This window comes from Serratia sp. (in: enterobacteria), assembly GCF_051654945.1.
Lineage (GTDB): Bacteria > Pseudomonadota > Gammaproteobacteria > Enterobacterales > Enterobacteriaceae > Chania.
Genome location: NZ_JBOFZA010000093.1, coordinates 133,897 through 159,687, shown reverse-complemented (window position 1 = coordinate 159,687; position 25,791 = coordinate 133,897). Strand labels below are relative to the sequence as shown.

Sequence of the window (25,791 nt, the reverse complement as noted above, 5' to 3'; positions counted from 1 at the left end):
ATGCGGTGATGTATGACAACAGCACCCACAACAACATTACCTTGGGCGGCAACACCTACGACAACAGCACGCACACCGGTGGCACCACTATCACCAACGTGGCGGATGGTGTCGCGCCAAGCGATGCGGTGAACTACTCGCAACTGACCGAAACCAACACCAACGTCACCAACCTGGGTGATACCGTCACCAACCTGGGCGATACCGTAGACAACATCTACAACACCGGGACCAAGTACTTCCACGCCAACTCCACCGGTATCGACTCTGTTGCGTCTGGTCTGGATGCGGTGGCAATCGGTATGGGTGCCATTGCCAGCGCTGATAACAGCGTAGCTTTGGGCGCGGGTTCTCTGGCCAACGGCAGCACCTTGTCTCACCAGGCGTATCTGGTTGGCGGGACTGCACGAGGTGAAGTGAACGTGGGTAATCGCCGTATTACCGGGCTGGCTGCGGGTGCAGACGCAACGGATGCCGTGAACGTGGAACAACTGACTTCGGTCATGAACCACTACTACAGCTTCAATAACGTTTCCATGTCTGATGCCAACTTCAATAACGATGGCGCCACCGGGGCCAACTCGATTGCGGCAGGTATCAACGCCGCCGCGAGAGGGGTCGGTGCGGTTGCTACCGGTGTGAATGCAATGGCAAATGGCGATCATTCAATCAGCCTGGGCTATAGCACCGTGGTTAACGGTGCACGTTCGGCGGCGATTGGTGACCCAACCGTGGTGAACGGTGATGACAGTTACTCACTGGGTAACAATAACCTCATCGACTCCAACAAAGTCTTTGTCGTCGGCAGTAACGTGAAAGTCGATGCCGGATTGGATGGCGCAGTTGTTTTGGGTGACAGTTCAACGGCCAGCGCTGCTGTGGCAACGACGGGTGTGAACCTCAATGGTAAAGACTATGCGTTTGCCGGTATTGCACCGACCAGTTCGCTCAGCGTAGGGGCAGTGGGTGCAGAACGTACTATCACCAACGTGGCCGCAGGCCGTCTGAATAAAGACAGCACTGATGCCATCAACGGTTCACAACTGTTTGCTACCAACCAGGCGATTGATGGCCTGCAAGGCGGCAGCGTTCAGTACGATAAGAATACTGACGGCAGCGTGAACTACAACAACGTGACCATGGGTGGCGACACTTATGACAACAGCACACATACCGGTGGTACCACTATCACCAACGTGGCTGATGGCGTCGCGCCAAGCGATGCGGTGAACTATTCACAACTGACCGAAACCAATAACCAGGTGAGTATCAACACCACCAACATCGCGGGTAACACCACGGCGATCACCAACCTGGGCGATACCGTAGACAACATCTACAACACGGGCACCAAGTACTTCCACGCCAACTCTACCGGCACGGATTCTGTGGCCTCGGGTATTGATGCGGTGGCAATCGGTATGGGCGCAGTGGCAAGTGCCGATGGCAGCATCGCGCTGGGTGCCGGTTCTCTGGCAGATGGCAGCACCATGGCTCATGAAGCCTACCTGGTTGGCGGCACGGCGAAGGGTGAAGTGAACGTGGGTGACCGTCGTATTACCGGGCTGGCTGCCGGTGCAGACGATGCGGATGCAGTGAACGTGGCACAGCTGAAACAAGTTGCCACCGAATCGGTAGCCGATGTCGTTAAATATGACAACAGCACGCATAACAATATTACCCTGGGTGGCGACACCTACGACAACAGCACGCATACCGGCGGTACCACCATCACCAACGTGGCGGACGGTAAGGCTCCAAGCGATGCGGTGAACTACTCACAGCTGACCGAAACCAACACCTCTATCACCAACCTGGGTGATACGGTGACCAACATCAACAACAAGGGCACCAAGTACTTCCACGCCAACTCTACCGGCGCGGATTCAGAGGCGACAGGTATCGACGCGGTGGCAATTGGTATGGGCGCAATCGCCAGTGCTGATGGCAGCATCGCCTTGGGCGCGGGTTCTCTGGCCAACGGCAGCACCTTGTCTCATCAGGCGTACCTGGTCGGCGGGACTGCACGGGGTGAAGTGAATATCGGTGACCGTCGTATAACCGGGCTGGCTGCCGGTGCGGACGATGCGGATGCGGTGAACGTGGCACAGTTGAAACAAGTGACCACCGAATCGGTAGCCGATGTCGTTAAATATGACAACAGCACCCACAACAGCGTGACCCTGGGTGGCGACATTTATGACAACAGCACGCATACCGGTGGTACCACCATCACTAACGTGGCGGACGGTAAAGCACCAAGCGACGCGGTTAATTACTCTCAACTGACCGAGACCAATAACCAGGTGGCGATCAATACCACCAACATCACTAACAACACCAATGATATTAATGGGTTGAAGGATGATGCGTTGCAGTGGAATGCCGGCAAAGGTGCCTACAGTGCCGACCATATGGGTAACGGCCCTGCCAAAATCACCGATGTAAAAGCTGGAGACATCAGTGCCGACAGTACCGATGCGGTGAACGGTTCGCAGTTGTTCGGTCTGCAAACTGAAATTACCAACATCAACAATGGTAAAGGGGTCAAGTACTTCCATGCCAATTCAACGCTGGCTGACTCTAAAGCGGTGAGTGCGGAGTCTATCGCGGTCGGTGGTAATGCGGTGGCAACGGGTACCAGCTCTATCGCCATGGGCAGCAATGCTCAGACGACGACGGATCACTCGGTAGCCATCGGTGGTTCTAGCAGCGTGAGCGGCAAGTCTGGTACTGCCATCGGTGATGGTGCCTCTGTGACAGCCGATAACGCTGTGGCATTGGGTGCTGGCTCGGTAGCGGATCGGGTTAACTCGGTTTCTGTCGGTTCGAAAGGCCATGAGCGCCAGATCACCAACGTGGCAGCGGGTACTGAGGATACCGATGCGGTGAACCTGGCTCAGTTGAAAGAGGTGTCCGGTAATATCACCAACATCGACAATTCAGTGAAGCAGAACAGCACGGATATCACCAATATCCAGAACGGTACCGACGGCATGTTCCAGGTTAAGAATACTGACAACCTGCCGAAACCGAGTGTGACCGGTAATAACTCGGTAGCCGGTGGTGCGGGCTCCAAAGCGTCGGGTAACAGTAGCATGGCGGTGGGGACATCCTCCACAGCGTCAGGTGCCAACTCCGTTGCTCTGGGTAACTCGTCCTCTGCTACGGCTGATAACTCGGTTGCTCTGGGCTCTGGCTCGGTCGCCGATAGAACCAACAGCGTATCCGTCGGTTCTGCCGGTAACGAACGTCAGATCACCAACGTGGCAGCGGGTACCAAAGGCACGGATGGCGTTAACGTCAATCAGTTGACCAGCGGTATCAACGAGTCGAAAGACTATACCAACAGCAAGTTTAACGACCTGAAAAACCAGGTTGACAAGCAAAACGACAAGTTGGAAGGCGGTATTGCCGGTGCGATGGCGATGGCCAGCATGCCACAGCCATACTCACCTGGGGCCAGCATGTTCAGCATGGGCGGCGCCAGCTACGGTAGCCAGGGTGCAGTCGCCATGGGGGTGTCAACCATTTCCGACAACGGCAAGTGGGTGACCAAACTGCAAGGGACCACGACCACGCAAGGGGATGTAGGTGTCGCAGTAGGGGTAGGTTATCAATGGTAATAGGTTGATTTAGTCGATAACCGAAATGTAACAGCTCTGGTGGCGGTAACGTCACCAGAGCAACAGTAAAAAACTCTTGAATTAGGCGGACTTATGTTTTCTCGTGCAAAAAGTGCTCGTGTTGTTCTGGCAGCAGCCATCGTGCTCTCCATGTCAGCATGTACCAGAAGTATCAGCCAGGTAGATAGTGCCGGGCATACTGCCAGCCCGGTGTTCCCACAGATGGACAGCGCAACCCGCCCAGAGGGGAGCTACGTTAATCTGGCTAACCTCAATGCGATCAAACCGGGTATGACCAAAAACCAGCTCTATCAACTGATCGGCACGCCGCACTTCTCTGAAGGCGTATTCGGGGTGAAAGAGTGGGATTACATCCTCAAGTTCAGAATGGCCAGCGGCAACGATCTGGTTTGTCAGTACAAGGTGGTGTTCGATAAGGATCTGATCGCTCAGTCCTTCTTCTTCCAACCGGAAAATTGCCTGGATCGATTGAAAGCTGCGCCTGCTGCGGTGGTAAAACAAGAGGTTCCTGCAACGCCGGTCACTTTCAATGCCAACATGCTGTTTGGTTTTAACAGCGCGGTGTTGTCAGCAGCCGGGGTGAATGAACTGACGGGCTTTGCTAACAAAATCAAGCAAACCAACCTGAACGAAAAGAGCATCCTGATTATCGGGCACACCGATCGTCTGGGGGGCGCAGCCTATAACCAGCGGCTTTCTTTACAGCGTGCCGAGTCGGTGCGTGACCTGTTGGTAGCAAACGGCATCAGCCGCCAGATTATTCAGGTGGAAGGTGCCGGCTCCTCCCAGCCGTTGGTCGCTTGCCCGGGTAAAAAATCGGCCAAAGTGGTTGAGTGTTTAGCGCCAAACCGCCGGATCGTGATTGAGTTCACCAGTAAATAAGTCATTCAGGACAGTAAGATGAAAGCGAAATTTTTAGTCAGATCTGCCGTATTACTGCTAGCCAGCGTTTGGGGTTTTAGCGCTCAGGCAGCGAGCAGGGATTATGTGGTTTCTTATCCTACCGCCTCACTTATCAGCGAAACGCTGCTGGAAATGACGCCATCGGTCAACAATGAACGTAATGACCTGATGATGAAATTGGTGTGCGATCTGGCTAGAAATGAGAAGAGTCAGGCTGAGGTAGAGACCTTCCTGCAAAGAAACGGTGTCGACGTCAGCCAAATTCCTGAAAGTGGTAATGCCTTGTCGTTGTTGGTTAATGGTGAAAATCAGAAACAGAAAGCCGCGTGTGCCAGCTATATTGCCACCTCGGTGATCGTAGCTGGCGATAATAAGGGCTTGTATAAAGCGGTGAATGTCACCAATAAAGACAAAACCCTCAGTGTTAAGCAAGAGATCGACCAGGATAAGCTCAATCAGGTGATGCGTACCCGAATGTCGATTGCCGAAGCCAACGCCGAGTTTTATTCGTTGATGGCCAATGCCCTGGCGAGCAGAGGCGCGATGAGCTACGCCAGTTACAAGAACCAGATATTCGATATGTTCTCCGAATTGGCTCCGTTCTATCTGGATCGCGTTAAGCAACTTTATGCGGGCAAAAAAGGGGATATTACCCTGTTAAGCCTGTCAAAGGGGGATTATCGCGTGATGGATGACAAGGGGTATGTGATGTCTTTCTCTCAGGGGGCGGTTGATCTGGAGGTTAAAGGCATTACCTGGTTTGGCAACGGCAAGATGTTAGGTAAAGAGTATTATCTGGATGTGCCTTATTTTAGTCAACCGGCGGCTAGCGCCGAGCCTAAAAGCAAGGCATTAAAAAAACGTAAGTAACATCTGCACCATAAGGAGGGTTGTCGTGGGTAGTCATGGCGACCCTCTCTCTTTACCCATCATCATGTTAATAATATCATTAAGTACCGGGTCGTCTTTATTGCTACGGTGTATATGGCAGCAAATGCTGAATCTATCATCGTCGAAGTCATTACAAGGCAGATAGCGCATTGAGAATAAGTCACAAAATAAAGGGGCGATAAACTCAGGTAGAATACTGATGGCATCAGAGTTCGCAGCATGTAACACGGCATTGATCAGTGAATCACTCAGATAAATTCTTTTGATGTTTTTTTCGGTAAACCAGGAGAGTAATGGGTTTTCCGCCGAATTTAATCCGTCGCGGCTAATCCAACCAAATTTATTTTCCTTTGCCAACTGGCTCAGTTCGACCTTATCACCTATTCTAGGGTGGTCCTTCCTAAACAGAAAAACTAACTTCATGTTAGATAATGTTTTTTTTATAATGGAGCGGTCGTTGCCCCAAGAAAAACCAATATCTAAATCAATTTGTTTATTCCTTAACAGTTCCAGACATTGTTCTCTGTCATTAGGGTAGGAAGTGAATTCGAAGGTATAACCATTTTGGTATCTTTTATCCTTAATCATTTGATGTGACAGCCAAAAATCAAAAATTGAATTGGTTCTGATGCGGATGGTTCTTGAGCGGGATGAGGGGAGAGCATTGCCTGCAAAATCGAGCGTATTTAATGTCGTATTAAGTTCGTCGAGCAGTGGTCGGGTGTTATTGTAGAGGTTCATTGCCAGCAGGGTGGGTTTGACGCCACTGCTGGTGCGTATCACGATAGGGTCAGAAAAATGTTGTCTGAGTTTATTGAGTGCATAACTGATTGATGAACTGCTTAACCCAAGCCGTTCTGCGGCAAGCGTTGCGCTGCTTGTTTCGATCACAGCAGCCAAGATAGTGAGCAGGTTTAAGTCTAATCCAGGGTTTTTGCCGTTATACGTCATGTTCGCCATTAAACCTAACCTTTTTATCTGGTGCCGGAGAGCGTTTTTACTTCTGCCAACGTTGCTCTCTTGCTGCTGTTTAACCGTTATTGTTGATGACTAGCAGTATAACATTGAAGTTGGATGTCATTGGTAACAAAATGAAATATAAACTTACATGTGGAGGCCCGTGTACATAACACATTTAACTGAAAGTATAGACGGTGTAATCAGTCAGATAGTATGGATTTTCAATCATTATATTTAACATTCTGATTAAAAAAGATAGCAAATGGGATAATACGTATCATTATCAATGCGTTTCTAAGAAAATTCCTGGTTGAATTATTTGGTTAAATGATTGATTTTATTGTGTTTTTTGAGAATTAAAAAACACATTTTTAGTCTCTGGTTTGCCGATAACGTCTTTGTCACGTTTAATAAAGCTCTCAAACAGGCTGACTAACTGTAAATTTTATTTATAGGATTTTTCCCATTTTTAATAAATGCATTCTTAATGACTCTATTGAGCTATTGAGAGATAGTGTTCAAAATGAAGGGTAAACCACAATAAAATTTCTTCGTTAGCCAGGATGCGCAGTTTTACTGAAAATGGAAAGATGATGATAAATATTATCATGTTTAGTGATTGTGACTTGATTCGTTACGCGTTTGACAAACTGGTTGACGATTTGGTCTCTTCCAATAAATACCTTGGCAAAGAAATTAATCTGACGCTGTGTAAAAGTGTCTCCAGCGTGACGGACGAGGTGATACAGAAAGAAAACTCCATGGTTATTTTAGACATGGATGAAGTTTTTTACTCCGAACGTATTGACTTTATTAATAAGCTGAAGGGAAATAACCAGGGCAGCGTTATCGTTACCTTATGCAAAGATGACGATGACAGCGACAGTTATCAACTGCTGTCACTTTTTTCTGATGTAGTCTTGAAGAAAAAATCTGATATTGAAACCATCACCCTTACCATAGAAAAATTGTTGACCAAAATGGGTAGCCAATTTGGCGAACTGCATAATGTTATCAATCATATCGGCAGCATGCGTTTCTTTGCGCTGACGAAAAGAGAGAATGACATACTGAAACGGATTTTATCTGGCATGAAGAATAAGGAAATTGCTCAGGAACTATTTATCAGCAGTAAAACAGTGGGTACACATCGCTCTAACATTTATAGCAAGTTCCATGTTAGAACCATTACCGAACTTTATTTTAAATTGAAATCAGATTCATTAATTAGGTAGTCAGGGATGTAATGTTATTGTAAATCCTCGAGGGATGAAATGAATAACCTGATGCTCATCAGTCGTTGCCAGTACCTATTGCTGGGGCTTAAGTATTTGTACCAACAAGAAACCGAGGGGGATGGCGAGTGTTTGCAGTACGACTCGTTAAAAGAATGTGAGGCATTCAACCTTAAAAATACGGCGGTGATTGTTGATATTCGTGATGATTATTTTGAGTCATTCCGCTTGCTACAGTCTTTCCGTTGTAAAAATCCTGATGCGAAAATTGTGGTGATATTATCTTGTCACTCAAGTATTTATTTTAAATTGACCGTCAACGGACTGGCCAACGGGATTGCTACTATCGACGATCCCATCGATGAACTGGTCGAACTTATCTTCTCGGTTTCTGGCGATGAAAGTATTATTACTCAATCTATTTTAAAAGAGAGAGACAGTTCCACCTCTAATCAAGTGGAAAAGATCTCCATGACCCCTTGTGAAATCACCGTGTTTGATTCCGTCATGAAAGGGATCAGCTTGACGACGCTGGCTTGCCTCGATGGTCGAAGTATTAAAACATTGAGCCATCACAAACGTAACCTGATGAGAAAGTTTGGTATTATTACCAACCTGGAGCTTTACCGGTTGGCCAAGGATCAACTAAGAATTTGACCTTCTCACCAAGGCCAGTTTGCCTGAGGGCAATTTTGTTCAATACTCTCCCCGCGTAACCCGGCACGCTGGCACCTGTAACTCTCTTACAGGTGCTAACTATGACGCTATACCTTTCGATGGCCGCTTTTGCGTTGGCCTCCTCCATAACTCCCGGTCCGGTGAACATCGTGGCACTTAGCTGCGGAGCGCAGTTTGGCTTTACTACCAGCCTGCGGCACGTGACCGGCGCGACCTTGGGTTTCACGTTATTACTGGTGTTGGTTGGCTTGGGACTGCATGAAGTGCTTGCCTGGTGGCCATGGCTGACAACCGCGATCCTGTGGGCTGGTGTCGTGTTTCTACTTTATATGGCCTATCAGCTTGCCGTGGATAACGGGCGGCTAAGCCAGGATGCACAGCGGCAGGCCCCTTCTTTTTGGTATGGCGCGCTGTTGCAATGGTTGAATCCCAAGGCCTGGTTGGCGTCGGTTGCCAGCATGGGAGCCTTTGTGGGGGACGGGGAGATGCGGCTGTTATGGCTGTTTGCCGGGCTCTATTTTGTGATTTGCTACCTGTCGATAGCCTGTTGGGCCTACGCTGGGGCGATGCTTAGCGGCCTGTTACAGCGGGCGCACAACCTGCGGCGTTTTAACCGCTTGATGGCGCTGCTGCTGGCGTTCAGTGCCTGTTACTTGCTGGCCGAGGGGATCTGATACTGGCCGGGGGTGGCTGCCAGCAACTGTTTGAAGGTGCGCTGAAAGTGTGCCTGATCGGCAAAGCCGCTTTCGCTGGCCGCGGCGGCAATCGACAAGCCCCGTTTCAATAGCCGCTGGCCGTGCTGTACCCGCTGATTGACCAGATAGGCATGGGGCGTCATGCCGTAGCGTTTCTTGAATGCACGGATCAGGTAAGAAGGGGAGAGTGCCGACGCCTGGCAGATTGCTTCCAGCGTTAGCGACTGGGTGCAATGAGCGCGGATAAACGCCGCCGCCGTTGCCAATTTTGGGGTCATATCCTGCTGCGTTTGCGAAGACTCGCCCAGCAACTGTGGCAGGTTACTGAAGTAATCCACCAGCGCGATCTGCTTTTCCAGGTGACAACACAGTGGATCGGTCAGAACGCCGTACAGTTGATTCAGGCCGTTAAATAGCGCCGGATCCTGGCTGATAATCTGCTTAAACGGCATAAAGCCGCTGCCAGCATCCTGCTGTAGCGTTGCCAACCAGTGCTGATCGATATAAAACATGATGTAGGACCAGCGTTGATCGCCAATCGGGTTGCAGCCATGCGCCTGCTGCGGGTTGATGATCACCACGTCACCGGTGCTAACCTGTAGGTGCTGGTCGCCATTAACGTAGGTGCTGGTACCGGCGGTGATGGTGCCAATACAGAAGAACTCATGGCTGTGCAGCGCATAACACAGCTTGCGGCCATCTTCGACGGCGCGGGCTTCAACGAACGGCAGGCGCTCATCGCGCCAGAATTGGGGGGCATAGGTGCTCATCGATTCTTCTTTGGCATGTTGACGGATAGGCTTTGTTATAGCGTAGTTTGTATGATGCGGTCGAGAGGGAACGGGATAATGATAGTGAGGTTGCAGCGGATGGTTTTGCCGCCGGTGGTGATGGTGGTTTGTGCTGTTGGTATGGCGATAACTCGTTGGCTAGGCGAGGGGAGTTGGCAACAGAACCCGCTTATTTTATTGGCCGCTGGCGTGTTGGCAGTGGTTGCCGTGACGATCATGATCGGCGCCAGCTATGCTTTTCATCGGGCGGGCACCACGCTGCATCCACAAAAATTTCAGCAGGTCAGCGCGCTGCTGGTCACCGGGATTTTTCGTTTCAGCCGTAATCCCGTGTATCTGGGGCAGATCCTGCTGTTGGCGGTTTGGGGGCTGGTACTGGGAGGCATCGGCGTCTGGCTGTGGTGGGGACTGTTTTTTGTCTATCTGGATCGCGTGCAGATCCCGCGTGAAGAGGCGTTTTTACGTGGCAATTTCGGGCAAGACTATCGGGTGTTTTGCCGCCGTGTGAGGCGTTGGCTTTAAGTGAATATTTCAAGTTTGTTCCCCTCACCCCAACCCTCTCCCAAAGGGCGAGGGAGCCAGTGTGGAGCCGTAGTCAGGAGCAGAGGTTAATCTGTAGAGTGTGGCAGAGGTGTTAAGTTGTGGCACGCTCAATCCCCTCTCCTTGGGGAGAGGGTTAGGGTGAGGGGCTTTGATACTGATGCAGGTGAAACTTACTCTTCGTTTTCGCTACGAGCCATCATCTGCCGCTGGTGCTCATCACTGGCGGCCTGGATCTCTTCCAATACCGAGTCAACATCAGCCCGTTTGGTGGTTTCGACAAACTTGCCGGTCAGCTCGGTCTCCGGCGTCAGGTTGCCTTCCTGGTAGAGCGCCCAAATCTCTTTGGCATACTTGCTGCCCAGCAGCTCTGGCGCATACTGGCCGTAATAGTGCGTCATGTTGTTAATATCGCGCTCAAACATGCTTTTGGCATGGTTGTTGGCGGCGGCATCCACTACCTGTGGCAAATCGATAATCACTGGCCCGTTCTTGTCCATCAACACGTTGAATTCTGACAGATCGCCATGAACCAGCCCGGCGCAAAGCATGCGCACCGCGTAGTTCATCATCAGGGCGTGATCGTGCAGCGCCTGCTCCGGCGTTAACGTTACGTCGCTCAGGCGCGGTGCTACCAGCCCTTCTTCATCGGTGATCAGCTCCATCAGCAAGACACCGTCCAGGCAGATATCCGGCTGTGGCACGCGTACGCCAGCTTTCGCCAGCAGATACAGCGCATCCACCTCGGTATTCTGCCAGGCTTCTTCCTGCTGCTGGCGGCCAAATTTGGAGCCTTTGCTCATGGCACGAGCATCACGGCTGTTGCGCACCTTGCGGCCTTCCTGGTAGTTCACGGCCTGCTTGAAGTTACGTTTGTCGGCTTCTTTGTAGACTTTGGCGCAGCGGATGTCATTACCGCAACGCACGATAAATACGTCGGCTTCTTTGCCACTTTTCAAACGGCGGATGACGTCGTCGATTAAACCATCATCAACCAATGGCTGGAGTCGTTTTGGAATTTTCATGCAGCCTTGTACCCTATTTAGGCTCCGCTGTGAATATTTGCTTATGCTCTAAACGAAAAATTAGACCAAAAAAGCAAAAATGGGTTTTGCCGCCGGGGGGGTACATTGCCGCCCCGGCGGACCTTACGCTTATTCGGCAATCACCCAGACGCTGACGCTGCCGCCATTGACCGGGAAGGCCGCGCTACCGTGCTCATCCGTCATGATATCGTCCTCGCGGTTGCCGAGGAAGTCACGCCAGGATTTATGGGCAAAATTTTCGCCCAACTCGATGGTTTTACTGCCTTCGGCCCCGTTGGTCATCACCACCACGCAACCCGGTTCTTCGGCAGTGCCACTGCGGCTGAAGGCGATACAGTGCGGATCGTCAAAATAGTCGTTCTGCTCGCCATTGGCAAAGCGCTGACGTGCCTGGATCAGCGTCTCCAGTTCGCCAATCACCGGCATTTCAATCTGATATTCCTGGCCATCATCGCCTTGATCGGTATAGCTGGCACCATACAGGTCTGGATAAAACAGGCAAGGAACGCCTTGCTCGCGCAGCAGGATCAGGGCATAGGCCAGCGGTTTGAACCAGGGTTCGACCGGGGCTTCGAGCGATTGCAACGGCTGGGTATCATGGTTGGCCACCAGGGTTACCGCATGAGCAGGATCGGCGGCGACCAGCGTATCGGTAAACAACTGCGACATATCGTAACTATCGCCCTGTTTTGACGCCAGATGGAATTTCAGCTGGAGCGGTACGTCGAACAGCATCACCTTACCATCGACCAACTCTAAATACTGTTGTAATGCCGCCAAATCGTGCGACCAGTATTCTGCCACGATAAACAGATCGCGCTGTGCCGCGTCGCGCACGTGATCCGCCCAGTCTTTAAAGAACCAGGCCGGGATGTGTTTGGTGGCGTCTAACCGGAAGCCGTCACAAGGCAGGGTTTCCATCAGCCAGCGCGCCCAGAATTTTAACTCTTCGACGACCGCGGTGTTACGAAACTCCACGTTGGCCCCCATCAGATAATCGAAGTTGCCGTTTTCGTCATCAACCTGATCGCTCCAGCCTTCTTCACCATAGTCATTGGCAATCTTGAAGATGCCTTTGTCTTCCGGCTGTTCGATATAATCGACGCCGCTGAAGCATTTGTAGTCCCAGATAAATTTGGAATAGGTACCCTGGCGCCCAGGGAAGGTGAAGCGGGTGTAGGCCAACGCGTCGAGACCTTCTTCGGCTATATCGTTACGGTTATCTTCATCTACCTTATAGACGTGCACCTGCTCTTTTTCATCGGCGCCGATTTTGTGGTTGAATACTACGTCATAAAGCACCCGGATTTGGTGTTCGCGCAGGCGATTAACGGCCTGGGTTAACGCCTCTTTGTCGCCATATTTGGTCGCGCGGGTGCCTTTTTGCTCAAACTCCCCCAGATCGAACAGGTCGTAGCTGTCATATCCCACCGAATAGCCCCCAGCGGCCCCCTTATAGGCCGGCGGCAGCCACAGATCGGTCACGCCTAGTTCGGCCAGGGCTGGGGCACGCTCGGCGACCTCTTGCCAGAGCTTGCCGCCGTCAGGGTAGTACCAATGGAAAAACTGCAACAGCGTGGTCTTTTTCGTCATCAGTCAGCATCCCGATTCATCAGCATAAGAGTATGTCAGGCTTAAGCATGGGCCAGTTTTGGCAAAAGGGAAAATCCGCAGTGCTAGCCTGTATGCAGAGTAGCCTCTTGGCGCAGGGAGAGTAGAGTCGATTTGCCTGCAGCCCGCGAACTGTGAGCCGTTTCACCCTACCAGCGTCTCAGTTATGTGAAGATATAACCGGTTGATAACAAAATACTAACGTTAACAGGGAGTCGTGATGATGGATTACCAGATGGGCGTTTCCGCGCTGGTAACTTTGGCGGTGATCGCCCTATGGGCAACGTCGCGTTTGCCGGAGTATCTGGTTGCGTTGTTGTTTTTTGCTGTGGTGATGATATTGCAGTTAGCGCCGACGGCGGTGGTGTTCTCTGGGTTTGCCTCCTCGGCATTCTGGCTGGTGCTGAGCGGTTTTGTATTGGGGACGGCGATCCGTGCTACGGGGCTGGCCGATCGGTTGGCCAACCGTATTTTGCCGCTGCTGGCCGGTTCCTGGCCAAGGCTGGTTGGCGGAGTGGTGGCCATCAGCTATGCGCTGGCCTTTGTCATGCCGTCGAATATGGGACGGATTACCCTGTTGATGCCGATCATCATGGCGTTAGCCGAGCGTGCCGGGTTGGCGGAAGGATCGCGTGGCCGTTATGGGCTGGCGTTGGCAGTTGGGTTTGGTACCTTCCAACTTTCGGCCAGTATTCTGCCTGCCAACGTGCCTAATCTGGTGATGAGCGGGGCGGCAGAAAGCGCTTACGGCATTCACTTTACCTATCTGTCCTACCTGTTGCTGCATGCGCCGATCCTGGGGTTGGCAAAAGGTGCATTGCTGACGTTATGCATCTGCTGGCTGTTCCGTGCCAAACCACGGCCGGTAGCAAAAACCACCGGGCAGAGTGCGCTTAGCGCAGCGGAATGGCGATTAATCGCGCTGTTGCTGATCACGGTGTTGCTGTGGATCACCGACAGTTGGCACGGTATTGCGCCCGCCTGGGTAGGGCTAACCGCCGCGTGCGTTTGCCTGTTGCCGCGTATTGGCTTTCTGACGGGGGAGCAGTTTGCTGCCGGTGCCAACATTCGCACCTGCCTCTATGTGGCAGGGATCCTTGGGTTGACGGCTTTGGTGAGCCATTCTGGGTTGGGGGATTGGTTAGGCACTGCATTGCTGAATGTCATACCGCAGACCCAGGATCGACCATTTACCGCCTTCGGCATGCTGATCGGCATTACGACGCTGCTGAACTTTGTGGTGACGGCCAATGGCGTACCGGCACTGTTTACGCCGCTGGCGCAGGTTTTGTCAGAAGGGAGCGGCTTGCCGTTAACCACGGTATTGATGACGCAGGTGATTGGTTATGCCACGCCGCTGCTGCCGTATCAGGCATCACCGATTGTGGTGGCGATGGGGATGGGCAAGGTTCCGCCGCGTGAAGGGCTGAAATTATGCCTGCTGCTGGCGCTGTTAACCTTTGGGCTGTTGGTCCCGTTGGACTACCTGTGGTTCGGGCTGTTGGGCTGGTTTGGCTGATCTCGCAACAGCAAAAGGCGGCACCAAGGCCGCCTCTTTGCGTAAAACGATTTAACGATTAATTATAGATGATCGCGGTGCCGTGCAGTTTATTGCTACCGGTTGTAGCGATGATCTGGAAGGATTTAGCACCAGCGGCATCCGCTTTGGCTGCCAGTCTGTTTTCCAGCGAGGTCAGGTCAGAAGCGCCACTCACGGAGATAACCCCGGATTTTTGCAGTTCGGCCGGTTGGCTATTGACCAATTCTGCGGCGAAACTACCGAAAGATACTGAAGCGAGTGCGATGGCTGCGAGGGTCATTTTCAGGTTTTTCATAATGGTTTCCTATCTCTACGTGAGCAGTAAAAGTTGTTGTGTTATGCCGTTTAATTACTTAACGGTCGATAACTTAATGTTAGGCCCCTGCTCGGGAGATTGCAAATGTTTTTTTAGTGGTCGTTAATTAAATTGTGCTGTCGTGGGCTATCTGCTGAGGCGCTTGATGATGCTGAATTAATATAATGCATTGTTATTTAATGGTTATTGTTATTTTTTGACGATTTTCTTCTGCCGGTCGGCAAGACACAGGCCGGATTGGAGAGGATTTGTTGCCCGATTTGGGGCATGATTGGCCACATTGCTTACCGATCGCTAATTAAACGTTGCTCGCTTATCATCAGCGGCGTACTATTTTTTATACCGATCGATAATTTATTTATTGCGCCCGAGTTGGGCGACCGGGAAAGTGAGGGTCTATGAGTATCAATAATGAAGAAGCATGCGCGAAGAAATCTCGCGGCAGGCCGAAGCAGTTTGATCGCGACCAGGCCGTTGAGCAAGCGCTTGAGCTGTTCTGGCGTCATGGCTATGAAGCTACCTCGTTAGCCGATCTGGTTGAAGCGACCGGAGCCAAAGCGCCCACTTTGTATGCCGAGTTTGGTAACAAAGAGGGGCTGTTTCGCGCCGCGGTTGAGCGCTATCTGAGCCGCTATGTCGAAGGCTACAACCACCTGCTGGCCCAGGAGTTACCGATCGCTGACATCGTTGAAGCCTATCTGCGCACGTCGGCAGAGGTGTTTACCGATCCGGAAAACCCAGCCGGTTGCTTTATGGTTTGTGCCAACGCCGCCTTGTCCGACGATTCCAACGATCTGGCCGAGATGCTGCGCAACAAGCATCATGCGCAGGAAACCAGCCTGAAAGCCTGCTTCGATCGCAAAGTAAAGCAGGGCGAGCTGCTGGCTCGTACCGACACCGCCTTATTGGCGAAGTATATTATTTGCATGATTGCCGGGATGTCGGCGCAGGCGCGCGAAGGGGCCAGCCGAGCAGATTTGTTGCAGCTGCTTGAAACCACCATGATGGTGTGGCCGCGTTTGAGCCAGGTGGGCAATAAAGTTTGAGCTGCGGCTAAACAGCCCCTCACTCGTTGCGAGCAAGGGGCCGTTTTATCTTGCTGCCAGCCGCATATGCAGCAATGGGAAAGGTTTGCCTTGGCCATCCAGTTCGCTGCGGCCAATCACCACGAAGCCATACTGCTGATAAAACGCCAATGCCTGCGGATTTTGCTCGTTCACGTCCAGCAACAGCTCGCCATACATAGCCTCAGCCTTGGCCAGTAGGGCTTTACCCATACCTTCGCCACGCCGCTCGTCATCAATAAACAGCATTTCCACCTTGTTGCCATCCAATCCGATAAAGCCGCATAGCTCGCCAGTGGGATCTGCGGCAACCCAGACGTTTACCGCCGGGAGGTAGTCGTTGAGGACTTGCGGGTACAGGCGGGCAATATCCTCTTCCTTCAGAAAATGGTGGGTAGCGCGTACCGAACGCAGCCAGATTGCTGCCAACTGTTCGTTATCCGCAGCCATGCGTGTTCTTATCGTTATCATCGAAATTCTCAATCTATTGTCATTGTTCGTTAAGCTATCTACATAGCGAGTTGAGCAGTCTCGGTCCCTCACTATGATAAACTGCGACATAGGCCGTGGACAGAGGGATGGAAGTGATACGTGCAGCGATAGAGAAACAGGTGCTCAGCCTGACCGGGCTGGCACTCGGCGGGATTGATTTTGAAAATCCGGCGGGTGACCCAGGGCTGTTTGGCCCGCAGTCGGTCACCTGGCAGGTGCATGGCGACTTTACCTCGATGCTATGCGGCGGCGTTAGCGCGCTGCTGTTGCAAATGTTGCACCCGCTGGCATTGGCGGGCGTGTGGGATCATTCCAACTTTCGTGAGGATATGCTGGGCCGCCTGCGCCGTACCAGCCAGTTTATCTCCGTCACCACGTTTGGCCCCAGTGCGGAGGCGCAACGCCTGATCGACAAAGTCAAAACCATCCATTTGCAGGTCAACGGAAGTGATAATAATGGCCAGCCTTATGCCGCCAGCGATCCGCATCTGTTGACCTGGGTTCATGTCGCCGAAAGCAGCCGTTTTCTGGCTTCGCATCTGCGTTATCGCAACCCACACTTATCTCCTACTCAGCAGGATACCTATTACCGCGAAGCTGCTCGCGTAGCGGAAGCCTTGGGGGCTGGCAATGTCCCTAAATCCCGTGCGGCGGTCGACGACTATCTGCAACAGATGCGTCCGCAGTTGGTCTGCGATGAACGCACTTTGGAGGTGGCGCGGATCCTGCTGACGGCTCCGGCTCCCAGCGCGCTGGCGCGGCCGTTTGGCACACTGGTGATGCAGGCGGGGATCGATCTGTTGCCGGATTGGGCGCAGCAGCAACTCGGATTTACCCCAGGGAACATCAGGCGTCGGTGTGTGCGTATTGGCGTTGGTGGTGTAGGACGGGTGCTGCGTGCTTCGGTACGAAATGGTTCTTACCATCGGGCGATGCGGCGGATGAATAAGGCTGCAGCGCCGCAATGTTAGCCTGCTCCTGCACTTTTGAGACTATTGCACGTGATCCCGATTAGCGATGCGTTCTACACTGGCCGAGAGAAATATTCTATTTTTAGCGTGCAGCCTGTTTCTGCGCCATCAACCCTTTGAGGTGATATGAACGAGTCAAACGTACTTGCTGAAGTGAATAACGAGAACCAGACGCTGGTCGCGGTAGTTCAGCAAGATAGCCGTGCCGCCTATTTTTATATCTACCCAACGGAAGAATACAGTGAGCGTTTCAAGGTGCGTGCCTGCTGGCTACGTAACCTGGGGACGGCTCCGCAGCAGGAAGATCGTGCCGCACTGGAAGCCGGGCAACCGCCAATGCTGGCGGCAGAGTATTGCCGTAATCTGGAAGGTGAGGCGCCGCTAGATCCCGCCGGGCTGATGGTGATCTGGACCGAAAGCGACGATGGTGCGGCCCTGTGGTATCACGGCCAACTGTTGGCCGTCATTCCCGGCTGGAGTTTATACATCGATCACTCGGTCTGTTATTCCGCCAGTTGCATCAAAGAAAATGCGTTGGCCTATCCGCTTGGCTCCGCTTCCACCAATACTCAATATGCGCTGGCGGAAAATACCCGGCAGTTCTGGCGGAGCTGGCAGCGGGAGGAAGGCAACCCCTGGCCAAAAATGCAGAGCGATTACCAGGCTCGGTACGAACAACACTTTGGCCCTTCGGTAAAATATTACGCCATCGACCAGGGTAAGTGGCCGCCAATGGCCATCACTCAGCATGAGCGCGACGGGATCTACTATTTTCTGACCATGGGAGCCAGCATCCGGCCAATGCCGTGGGTGGAAATCCTGTTCAATGACGAGGCAGCCAAATACCGCCGGATGGAAATGGCGATCGCCATTGATGGGCAGTATATGACCGAAGAAAACGCGGTGCAGATGGCCAGTGCGCTAGCCGGATTTGCGCATGTACCCTGGGCGAACCTCACCTGGTTTGGTGAAGGACATACGCTGGCTTCGGCGGTCGCTCCACAAGGTTATGAAGGCTATATTCTCTCTTCATCGTTTTACCCCTATAGTGAACATCTGGTGTTGCCCGCGCAGCATGGTGATACGGTGAATATTTTCTGGGCCAGCCCGGTGTTTGCCGCCGAGCGAGAGTTGGCGCAGGCGACACCAAACGGTGGTCACGAGCTGGTGAACAGGCTACGTGAGCAGGGCGTCGATCACATCTTCCGCCCACGCCAGCCGCTAGTCTAACTCGTGCTGGCATTGTCAATTTAACGATCCCTTTTGGAGCCAGCCATGAAGTCAGCGTTGTTAGTCATTGATGTGCAGCAGGGCCTGTTCGTGCCACCGCCAGCAGAGGCCGCAGAGGTTCTCCTGCGGATTAACCAACTGAGCGAGCGTGCTCGGCAGGCGGGCACCCCGGTGATTTTCATTCAGCATCAAACAGCGCATGAGGAGTTGGCTCACGGCAGCGAAGCCTGGCAGATCCACCCGGAGTTGCAGGTGAAAGCAGGCGATCACCGGGTTGATAAAACCACGCCGGATTCATTCTTACGCACCAATCTGGGCAAGCTGCTGATTGCCGAAGGGGTCACACAGCTGGTGATTTGCGGCTATTCCACGGAGTATTGTGTTGATACCACCACCCGCCGGGCTGCGGGTTTGGGTTATCCGGTGGTGCTGGCGGCGGATGCCCATACCAGCCACGACAAATCACATGCCAGCGGGCTGCAAATCCGCGCTCACCATAACGCTACCTTGTCGAGTATCGAGAGTTTTGGCGTGAAGATCCGCGCAGTGCCAGCCGCAGAAGTGAGTTTCTGAGGCTGGATGTCATCCTTGACGTGCTTGCTGGTGGGGAGTAACGTAGCCGCATGAATATCTTCCCGCAGTTCACATCTTGTTTTAGCTGGTGGCGCCTTTTCTAAAGGCGGCACGGGTATTCATCCCTCATTTTTAATGCCGCCGGTTTTGGCGGCATTTTTATCTGCGTTGATCCGGCGGTCTGTTTACTTCCAGGAGCAAGGCTATGAGTTACACCATTCTGACGGGCGATCGCGCCACCGGTTCACTGCATTTAGGTCATTACGTCGGTTCACTGCGTCAGCGCGTTGAGCTACAGCATCATCATCAGCAAACGGTGATGGTAGCCGATTTGCAAGGACTGACCGATAACGGCAGCAACCCGCAAAAAATCAGTGCCAACGTGCTCAACGTGGTGGCCGATTATCTGGCTGTGGGGATCGATCCTGCCAAGACCACGCTGTGCCTGCAATCGGCGCTTCCGGCGCTGGCAGAACTGACGATGTATTACCTCAATCTGGTCACCGTCGCACGCCTGGAGCGTAATCCCACGGTGAAAAGCGAAATCATTGAGAAAGATTTTTCACGCAGCCTGCCCGCTGGTTTCCTGATTTACCCGGTCAGCCAGGCGGCGGATATCACCGCCTTTGGCGCCACGCATGTGCCGGTCGGGGAAGATCAGTTGCCGATGCTGGAGCAAACCAACGAGATAGTCCGGCGCTTTAACCGTATCGTCGATCGCGAGGTGCTGGTGGAATGCCAGCCGTTGCTGAGCAGCGTGGGCCGGCTGCCGGGGTTGGACGGGCAGGGAAAAATGTCGAAATCACGCGGCAACACCATCATGCTGGGTGCCAGTGCCGACGAGGTGCATAAGGCGGTGATGAGCATGTTTACCGATCCCAACCATCTGAACGTCAGCGATCCCGGCCAGGTGGAAGGCAACATGGTGTTCACCTATCTGGATGCGTTTTGTGAGGATAAGGCGTTGGTGGCGCAGTTAAAGGATCAATATCGCCAGGGTGGGTTAGGGGACGTGAAGATTAAACGGCTGTTGGAAGACTGCCTGCAAACCCTGCTGGAGCCTATCCGCACCCGGCGAGCCGAGTACAGCGCCGATAAGGGCGAACTGATGCGCATCCTGCAACAGGGCAGTCAGCGGGCCAATCAGATCACCCAAGGCACTCTGGCACAGGTTAAATCCGCGTTGGGCCTGGACTTTTTTGCCCTGGATTAAGCGATACCCCCTCACCCTAACCCTCCCACAAGGAGAGGGAACCGATCAAGTGTGTTTGAAATTGTAGTGACACACCTTGGATGAGGGGGGAGGGCTCAGGCTACGCTGTCGGTGATGGGGTGTTTGACGATAAATACATAAGACAATGCACCGACCAAGGTGACGCAGGAACAGATGGTTAGCGCCAGGCTGAATGAGTTGGTGGTATCAAGGATCCAACCGGTGATCACTGGGGCAAACGAAGCGAACACAAAGCTGGCAAAGTTTTGAATGCTGCCCACCGAGGCGGTCATACGGGAAGTGACCGCCACGTGGATCAGCCCCCAGCAGGAGGTGCCGGCAAAGTGGATGCAGAACAGTGCCATACTGATTAACGCTACCGCGCTGGAGGTGGTAGTAGCCTGAGCCACGACGGAGGTAAAACCGGCGGACAGCAGCATCCCGGCGACGATGCAGATTTTACGACTCTTGAGCGGAGCCATGCCCCGGCGTACCAGGAAATCGGTGACAAAGCCATTAGACAACATGCCCGCAGCGCCAAACAGGAACGGGATTGCCGCCAGCATACCGGTACTTTTCAAGTCCAGATGGTAGGTGGTTTGCAGGTAGCCCGGCAGCCAGGCCAGATACAGCCAGGCGGTGTAGTTGATGCCGCTAAAGCCGATCATCATCCCCCACATGGTGCGGTTCTTGAACAGCGAACGCCATTCCTTGAAGTTCATTGGCTCGCGGCGTGCACTGACGCTACCGGCGTTGAGATAGCTTTGTTCCTGCTCGTTCAGGTCAATATCTTCACGGTTGCGATACAGCATGTACCAGCCGATGGACAAGGCAATGCCCAATAAACCAATAGTAATAAACATCCCGCGCCAGCCAAGCAACAGCATCATGGCGGTGAGGATCGGTGGGCTGATGGCCAGGCCGATAGTGGAGGCCGAGTTAAAGATCCCCATCGGCATACCGCGATCTTTAATGTTGAACCAGTCGTTGATCACCTTCACGCCGCATGGGTTCATGGGGGCTTCGCCGATCCCCAGGCCGATACGCACCCAGATAAACTGGGTAAAGTTGTGGATCATGCCAGACATCGTCTGGAACGCAGACCAGACAAACATCCCCAGGCCCAGCATGATACGTGGGCCTTTTCGATCCAGCAGTGGTCCGCAAGGTAATTGCGCAATCCCATAAGCCAGTGAAAAGGCGGAAAGCAACAGGCCAATCTCGGTACCGCTCAACCCCATTTCCTCACGAATGGTGGAGTTGGCGACGGAGAGCGAACTGCGATCGAGAAAATTAATCACGGCCGCAAAAAATAACAGGATCATAGCCGTAGTCTGGATTTTTTTAATTCTCGCGGAACGCTCGACTATTCCGCTTACGGGAATGGGATTAATGGTATCAGAGTAACGCTCTGCCGGTTTATTCCCATTGCTCACGGTGGTTATTTTTTCCATTACTCGCCTCTATTATTCCGTATTAATAATATTTATTCTGCCGGGGATGGCCCTGGAGAGGTGTTAACAACGGTATTAATTCGCCTATCGACAGTGAGCCTAGGCGGCGAAAATGGTTGATGGTGTCTTTTTTAACCGGTTCCGTGCGGCGGTTACGATTTTGCTGTATTTAATCGGTTTTAAATCTCGATTACTGTGGTTTTTTATCAATAAAAATCAGCAGGCATCCTGTTTGATCGAGCGGATCATTGACTGCTTGGCGGTATCCAGATGGCGGTGCAGCTCGCGGGCAGCCTCCTGATCGCTGCGGCAGATCAAGGCGCTCAAAATAGCCATATGTTCCTCAATAGCAATAATATTTCTTTGCTTCAGGTCGGTTTCATCCCACTGATAGTGGAAGTGAAAAATCACCGAAATGATTTCCAGCGACTGGTTGAAAAACGGGTTGTTGGCGGCCGACAGGATCAGGGTATGGAAGTCGCGATCCAACTGGGAGAACAGCCGATAATTGTCGCTGATGGTGTCCCGCAGTTGGCGGTGGCGGTTCAACAGCTCCTTGGCTTGCAGCCAGCGGCCATCCTGTGCGGGCAGATTGATAAAGCGGGACAGGGCGTGGGTTTCCAGCATTTGGCGCAGTTCAAACAGTTGCTCGGCATAGTTTTGGTCAAACTTTTTCATGCTCCATTGGCCACGGCGCACGTTGTCGATGAGATCAAAGCGGCTAAAGCGCAGCAGGAACTCGCGTACCACTACCGGGCTGACGTTCACCGTGCGTGACAGCTGCAATTCGGTGAAGGAATCCCCCGCGCGCAGCTGTTTTTGGTTGATCATCTGGTAGAAGGCTTTCTCAAACAGTTTAGCCTGCTCGTCCAGCGAGTGGCTCATGCATTCAAAACCGTCTTCCGCCAGTGGCATACGCAGGATCACGTAATCATCATTGACCTTCTCCAGTACGCCACGTTGATGTAAATGCGTTAGCGTGTGGCGCACCGTGGTACGGCTGATGTTATACATTTCTGCCAGCCCTGCCTGGGAGGGCAGCGGTGAACGGATATGGCCCTTGATGATGCCGTCGATCATCTGATTGATCACATTCTGTCGGAGGTTTTGCGTTCTGCTCATTGGCGTGCTCAGTGAGAGAAAATGTTTTTTAAGCATTTAAAACCCATTTAAACCGGTTTAATTTGTGCTGACTCACAAATTCTTCTCGTCAGCCCAATCGCGGACTCCTTTTTGCCGGATAACAGCTCCACATCACAGGAGGAAAAATCATGGCCACTATGAATACGCTAGTTTGTCTGGAGCCGACCCGGCTGGTTTACCAACAAAGGCCGCGACCCCAGCCTGCGCCGAATGAAGCGGTGCTAAAAATACTGACGGTTGGCATCTGCGGTACCGATATCCACGCCTGGTCAGGTCAACAACCGTTCTTTAGCTATCCACGGGTTCTGGGGCATGAAATATGCGGCGAGATTGTCAGCATCGGTGACCAGGTCAGTGAATTGCGCGTCGGGCAGCGTGTGGCGGTGATCCCCTATGTCTCCTGCCATCACTGTGGGGCCTGTACCAGCGGTAGACCCAATTGCTGTGAAAACATCTCGGTGATTGGCGTTCATCAAGATGGCGGCTTTAGTGAGTTTTTAAGCGTGCCGGTGAGCAACCTGCTGGCGGTGGATGATGTGGACCCACAAGCGGCCGCGCTGATTGAGCCGTTCTCTATCAGTGCCCACGCGGTACGTCGTGCGGCCATCGGGCAGGGCGATCATCTGCTGGTGGTGGGGGCCGGGCCGATTGGTCTGGGAGCTGCGGCAATCGCCAAGGCGGATGGGGCGAAAGTAATCGTGGCTGATACTAGCGCAGAGCGCCGTGCACATGTGGAAAACATGCTGGGGCTGACGACTCTGGATCCTTCGGATGCGGATTTTGAGGCCGCCTTAAGAGCGCAATTCTCTGGCATGCTGGCGGCAAAAATCATTGATGCCACCGGCAATCCGCATGCAATGAATAATAGCGTCAACCTGATCCGCCATGGCGGCAGTATCACGTTTGTCGGCCTGTTCAAAGGCGATCTGCAGTTCTCCGATCCGGAATTCCATAAAAAAGAAACCACCATGATGGGGAGCCGCAATGCGACGAAAGAAGATTTTATCAAGGTCGGGCAATTAATGGCTGCCGGAAAAATCACTGCCGAGATGATGCTTTCCCATCAATTCGAGTTTTCCACTTTGGCAGAAAAATATGAAGCGGAAGTGATTAATAATAAACAGCTGATTAAAGGCGTTATCCATTTTAACTAAATTGATGCTTTCCCCTGGCCTGGAAAATTATATTTTTCTTCCCGGGGGATCACCGGATGCAAGGAGCAATAATGAAACAACTAAATCGTAGCGAATTCCCTGGCGCACAGTATCCCGATCGCATTATCCAGTTTGGTGAAGGTAACTTCCTGCGCGCCTTTGTCGATTGGCAAATCGACCTGCTCAACCAGCATACCGGGCTGAATGCCGGTGTGGTGGTGGTGCGTCCTATCGACAGCGAGCAGCCGCCTTCGCTCAATACCCAGGATGGTCTGTACACTACCATTATCCGTGGACTGAACGAGCAGGGGGAGGCGGTTTGCGAGCCACGGCTGATCCGTTCGGTCAACCGTGAGATCAGCGTTTACCATCAGTATGACAGCTATCTGGCGCTGGCACGGGATCCGGCGATCCGTTTCGTGTTCTCCAACACCACCGAGGCGGGGATCAGCTATTTACCGGACGATAAGTTCAGCGATGCCCCGGCGGCCAGCTTCCCGGCCAAGCTGACGCGGCTGTTGTTCGAGCGTTTCAGCTATTTTGACGGGGCCGCAGACAAGGGGTGGGTACTGCTGCCGTGTGAGCTGATCGATTACAACGGCGAAGCGCTGAAAGAGTACGTATTGCGCTATGCGCAACAGTGGCAGTTACCACAGGCATTCACCGATTGGCTGAACGATTGCAACACCTTCTGCTCAACGCTGGTCGATCGTATCGTTACCGGCTACCCGCGAGATGAAGTTGACCAATGGCAGCAGCAACTGGGTTACCGCGATAGCTTCCTCGACACGGCGGAACATTTCTATCTGTTCGTGATCCAGGGCCCGCAGTGGCTGGCGAAAGAGTTGCATCTGGATCAGCTGGATCTGAACGTGCATATCGTCGATGACATCAAGCCATACAAAGAGCGCAAGGTGGCGATCCTCAATGGGGCGCATACGGCGCTGGTGCCGGTGGCGTTCCTGGCCGGTTTGAATACCGTGGGCGAGGCCATGAGCGACGAGCAAATCGGTGGCTATGTGGCGCGCACCATTGCCGAAGAGATTATGCCGGTGCTCGATCTGCCACAGGAAGAGTTACGGCCGTTTGCCGAAGCGGTGCAGAACCGTTTCCGTAACCCGTTTATTCAGCATCAACTGCTGTCGATTGCGCTCAATGGCATGACCAAATTCCGCACGCGTATTTTGCCGCAGCTGCTGGCTGGCCAGCAGAAAAATGGGGTGCTGCCAAAACGGCTGACGTTTGCCTTGGCGGCGTTGCTGGCCTTCTATCGCGGTGAACGGCAGGCGGGCAGCTATGCGTTGCAAGATGATGCCCATTGGCTGACGAGGTTCTCAACCTTGTGGGCTGGAGTGGAACATCATGACGTGACGCTTGCGGCGCTGGTAGAAAGCGTGCTGGCCGAAGAGGCGCATTGGGGGCAAAATCTTAACGCCGTTCCCGGCCTGACGGCTGCCGTGACCTCCGATCTGCAGGCTATTCTTGACCAAGGGATGCGTGCAGCATTGCTTGAACTGGATAATGATTAATCCTCCCCACCACGGGAAATGGCGTTGAGCGTCATTTCCCGGCCATAAAACCATCATCTGCGTGTCATACAGTTATTCGTTAATAGGTGCCCATAAGATTAGCCACTGAAATCAG

General features: G+C 52.8%; 23 protein-coding genes. 15 read left to right on the top strand and 8 right to left on the bottom strand.

Annotated elements, in window-relative coordinates; genetic code table 11:
* The 3 genes from ACRDCA_RS24240 to ACRDCA_RS24230 all read left to right on the top strand — a co-directional run.
* The coding region (locus ACRDCA_RS24240) for a YadA-like family protein (RefSeq protein WP_438691835.1) at window positions 1-3,626 on the top strand (3,626 nt) is incomplete at its 5' end.
* Between the two features lie 93 nt (window positions 3,627-3,719).
* Window positions 3,720-4,529 carry an OmpA family protein gene (locus ACRDCA_RS24235; RefSeq protein WP_438691834.1) on the top strand — a complete coding sequence of 270 codons (810 nt, stop codon included), beginning with the start codon at window positions 3,720-3,722 and terminating at the stop codon, window positions 4,527-4,529.
* A gap of 18 nt (window positions 4,530-4,547) precedes the next feature.
* Window positions 4,548-5,420 (top strand): hypothetical protein, encoded by an 873-nt coding sequence (locus ACRDCA_RS24230; RefSeq protein ID WP_438691833.1) that lies wholly within the window; start codon window positions 4,548-4,550, stop codon window positions 5,418-5,420.
* 33 nt (window positions 5,421-5,453) lie between these two features.
* Here ACRDCA_RS24230 and ACRDCA_RS24225 read toward each other — a convergent pair whose 3' ends face one another.
* Window positions 5,454-6,401 carry a LysR family transcriptional regulator gene (locus ACRDCA_RS24225; RefSeq protein WP_438691832.1) on the bottom strand — a complete coding sequence of 316 codons (948 nt, stop codon included), beginning with the start codon at window positions 6,399-6,401 and terminating at the stop codon, window positions 5,454-5,456.
* 590 nt (window positions 6,402-6,991) lie between these two features.
* Here ACRDCA_RS24225 and ACRDCA_RS24220 point away from each other — a divergent pair.
* From ACRDCA_RS24220 to ACRDCA_RS24210, 3 genes are all read left to right on the top strand, one after another.
* Window positions 6,992-7,636: a response regulator transcription factor gene (locus ACRDCA_RS24220; RefSeq protein WP_438691831.1), complete on the top strand. Its 645-nt coding sequence runs from the start codon at window positions 6,992-6,994 to the stop codon at window positions 7,634-7,636.
* Between the two features lie 39 nt (window positions 7,637-7,675).
* Window positions 7,676-8,293: a hypothetical protein gene (locus tag ACRDCA_RS24215; RefSeq protein WP_438691830.1), complete on the top strand. Its 618-nt coding sequence runs from the start codon at window positions 7,676-7,678 to the stop codon at window positions 8,291-8,293.
* A gap of 101 nt (window positions 8,294-8,394) precedes the next feature.
* A complete protein-coding gene (locus ACRDCA_RS24210) occupies window positions 8,395-8,988 on the top strand; it encodes a LysE family translocator (RefSeq protein WP_438691829.1) in 594 nt (197 codons plus the stop codon).
* On the opposite strand, the gene ACRDCA_RS24205 is transcribed toward ACRDCA_RS24210, so the two are convergent.
* The gene (locus ACRDCA_RS24205) at window positions 8,964-9,779 is read right to left on the bottom strand and encodes a helix-turn-helix domain-containing protein (protein ID WP_438691828.1); all 816 of its coding nucleotides are present in this window, start codon (window positions 9,777-9,779) and stop codon (window positions 8,964-8,966) included. The genes ACRDCA_RS24210 and ACRDCA_RS24205 overlap by 25 nt on opposite strands.
* Window positions 9,780-9,857: 78 nt before the next feature.
* Between ACRDCA_RS24205 and ACRDCA_RS24200 the strand changes: the two genes are divergently transcribed.
* Window positions 9,858-10,322, top strand: a complete 465-nt coding sequence (locus ACRDCA_RS24200; protein ID WP_438691827.1) for a methyltransferase family protein — start codon at window positions 9,858-9,860, stop codon at window positions 10,320-10,322.
* 191 nt (window positions 10,323-10,513) lie between these two features.
* Here ACRDCA_RS24200 and ACRDCA_RS24195 read toward each other — a convergent pair whose 3' ends face one another.
* Complete coding sequence (locus tag ACRDCA_RS24195) at window positions 10,514-11,365, bottom strand: PA4780 family RIO1-like protein kinase (RefSeq protein ID WP_438691826.1); 852 nt, start codon at window positions 11,363-11,365, stop codon at window positions 10,514-10,516.
* 129 nt (window positions 11,366-11,494) lie between these two features.
* A complete protein-coding gene (gene amyA / locus ACRDCA_RS24190) occupies window positions 11,495-12,979 on the bottom strand; it encodes an alpha-amylase (protein ID WP_438691825.1) in 1,485 nt (494 codons plus the stop codon).
* Between the two features lie 238 nt (window positions 12,980-13,217).
* Here amyA and ACRDCA_RS24185 point away from each other — a divergent pair, with 238 nt between their 5' ends.
* Window positions 13,218-14,516 carry an SLC13 family permease gene (locus ACRDCA_RS24185; RefSeq protein WP_438691824.1) on the top strand — a complete coding sequence of 433 codons (1,299 nt, stop codon included), beginning with the start codon at window positions 13,218-13,220 and terminating at the stop codon, window positions 14,514-14,516.
* 58 nt (window positions 14,517-14,574) lie between these two features.
* On the opposite strand, the gene bhsA is transcribed toward ACRDCA_RS24185, so the two are convergent.
* Window positions 14,575-14,832 carry a multiple stress resistance protein BhsA gene (gene bhsA / locus ACRDCA_RS24180; protein WP_438691823.1) on the bottom strand — a complete coding sequence of 86 codons (258 nt, stop codon included), beginning with the start codon at window positions 14,830-14,832 and terminating at the stop codon, window positions 14,575-14,577.
* Window positions 14,833-15,251: 419 nt separating this feature from the next.
* Between bhsA and ACRDCA_RS24175 the strand changes: the two genes are divergently transcribed.
* Window positions 15,252-15,899 carry a TetR/AcrR family transcriptional regulator gene (locus ACRDCA_RS24175; RefSeq protein ID WP_438691822.1) on the top strand — a complete coding sequence of 216 codons (648 nt, stop codon included), beginning with the start codon at window positions 15,252-15,254 and terminating at the stop codon, window positions 15,897-15,899.
* A 45-nt stretch (window positions 15,900-15,944) separates the two neighbouring features.
* Here ACRDCA_RS24175 and ACRDCA_RS24170 read toward each other — a convergent pair whose 3' ends face one another.
* Window positions 15,945-16,388, bottom strand: coding sequence for an acetyltransferase (locus tag ACRDCA_RS24170; protein WP_438691821.1), 444 nt, complete (start codon window positions 16,386-16,388; stop codon window positions 15,945-15,947).
* 107 nt (window positions 16,389-16,495) lie between these two features.
* Between ACRDCA_RS24170 and ACRDCA_RS24165 the strand changes: the two genes are divergently transcribed.
* From ACRDCA_RS24165 to trpS, 4 genes are all read left to right on the top strand, one after another.
* Window positions 16,496-17,380: an oxygenase MpaB family protein gene (locus ACRDCA_RS24165; protein WP_438691820.1), complete on the top strand. Its 885-nt coding sequence runs from the start codon at window positions 16,496-16,498 to the stop codon at window positions 17,378-17,380.
* Between the two features lie 126 nt (window positions 17,381-17,506).
* Complete coding sequence (locus ACRDCA_RS24160; protein ID WP_438691819.1) at window positions 17,507-18,610, top strand: suppressor of fused domain protein; 1,104 nt, start codon at window positions 17,507-17,509, stop codon at window positions 18,608-18,610.
* 45 nt (window positions 18,611-18,655) lie between these two features.
* Window positions 18,656-19,183: a cysteine hydrolase family protein gene (locus ACRDCA_RS24155; protein WP_438691818.1), complete on the top strand. Its 528-nt coding sequence runs from the start codon at window positions 18,656-18,658 to the stop codon at window positions 19,181-19,183.
* Window positions 19,184-19,388: 205 nt separating this feature from the next.
* Window positions 19,389-20,396: a tryptophan--tRNA ligase gene (gene trpS / locus ACRDCA_RS24150; RefSeq protein WP_438691817.1), complete on the top strand. Its 1,008-nt coding sequence runs from the start codon at window positions 19,389-19,391 to the stop codon at window positions 20,394-20,396.
* Window positions 20,397-20,491: 95 nt separating this feature from the next.
* On the opposite strand, the gene ACRDCA_RS24145 is transcribed toward trpS, so the two are convergent.
* Both ACRDCA_RS24145 and ACRDCA_RS24140 read right to left on the bottom strand, forming a co-directional pair.
* A complete protein-coding gene (locus ACRDCA_RS24145) occupies window positions 20,492-21,850 on the bottom strand; it encodes an MFS transporter (RefSeq protein ID WP_438691816.1) in 1,359 nt (452 codons plus the stop codon).
* Window positions 21,851-22,066: 216 nt separating this feature from the next.
* The gene (locus ACRDCA_RS24140) at window positions 22,067-22,972 is read right to left on the bottom strand and encodes a GntR family transcriptional regulator (RefSeq protein WP_438691815.1); all 906 of its coding nucleotides are present in this window, start codon (window positions 22,970-22,972) and stop codon (window positions 22,067-22,069) included.
* 149 nt (window positions 22,973-23,121) lie between these two features.
* Here ACRDCA_RS24140 and ACRDCA_RS24135 point away from each other — a divergent pair, with 149 nt between their 5' ends.
* Window positions 23,122-24,147, top strand: coding sequence for a zinc-binding alcohol dehydrogenase family protein (locus tag ACRDCA_RS24135; RefSeq protein WP_438691814.1), 1,026 nt, complete (start codon window positions 23,122-23,124; stop codon window positions 24,145-24,147).
* A gap of 71 nt (window positions 24,148-24,218) precedes the next feature.
* Window positions 24,219-25,676, top strand: coding sequence for a tagaturonate reductase (locus ACRDCA_RS24130; RefSeq protein WP_438691813.1), 1,458 nt, complete (start codon window positions 24,219-24,221; stop codon window positions 25,674-25,676).
* The last annotated feature ends 115 nt before the right edge of the window (window positions 25,677-25,791 follow it).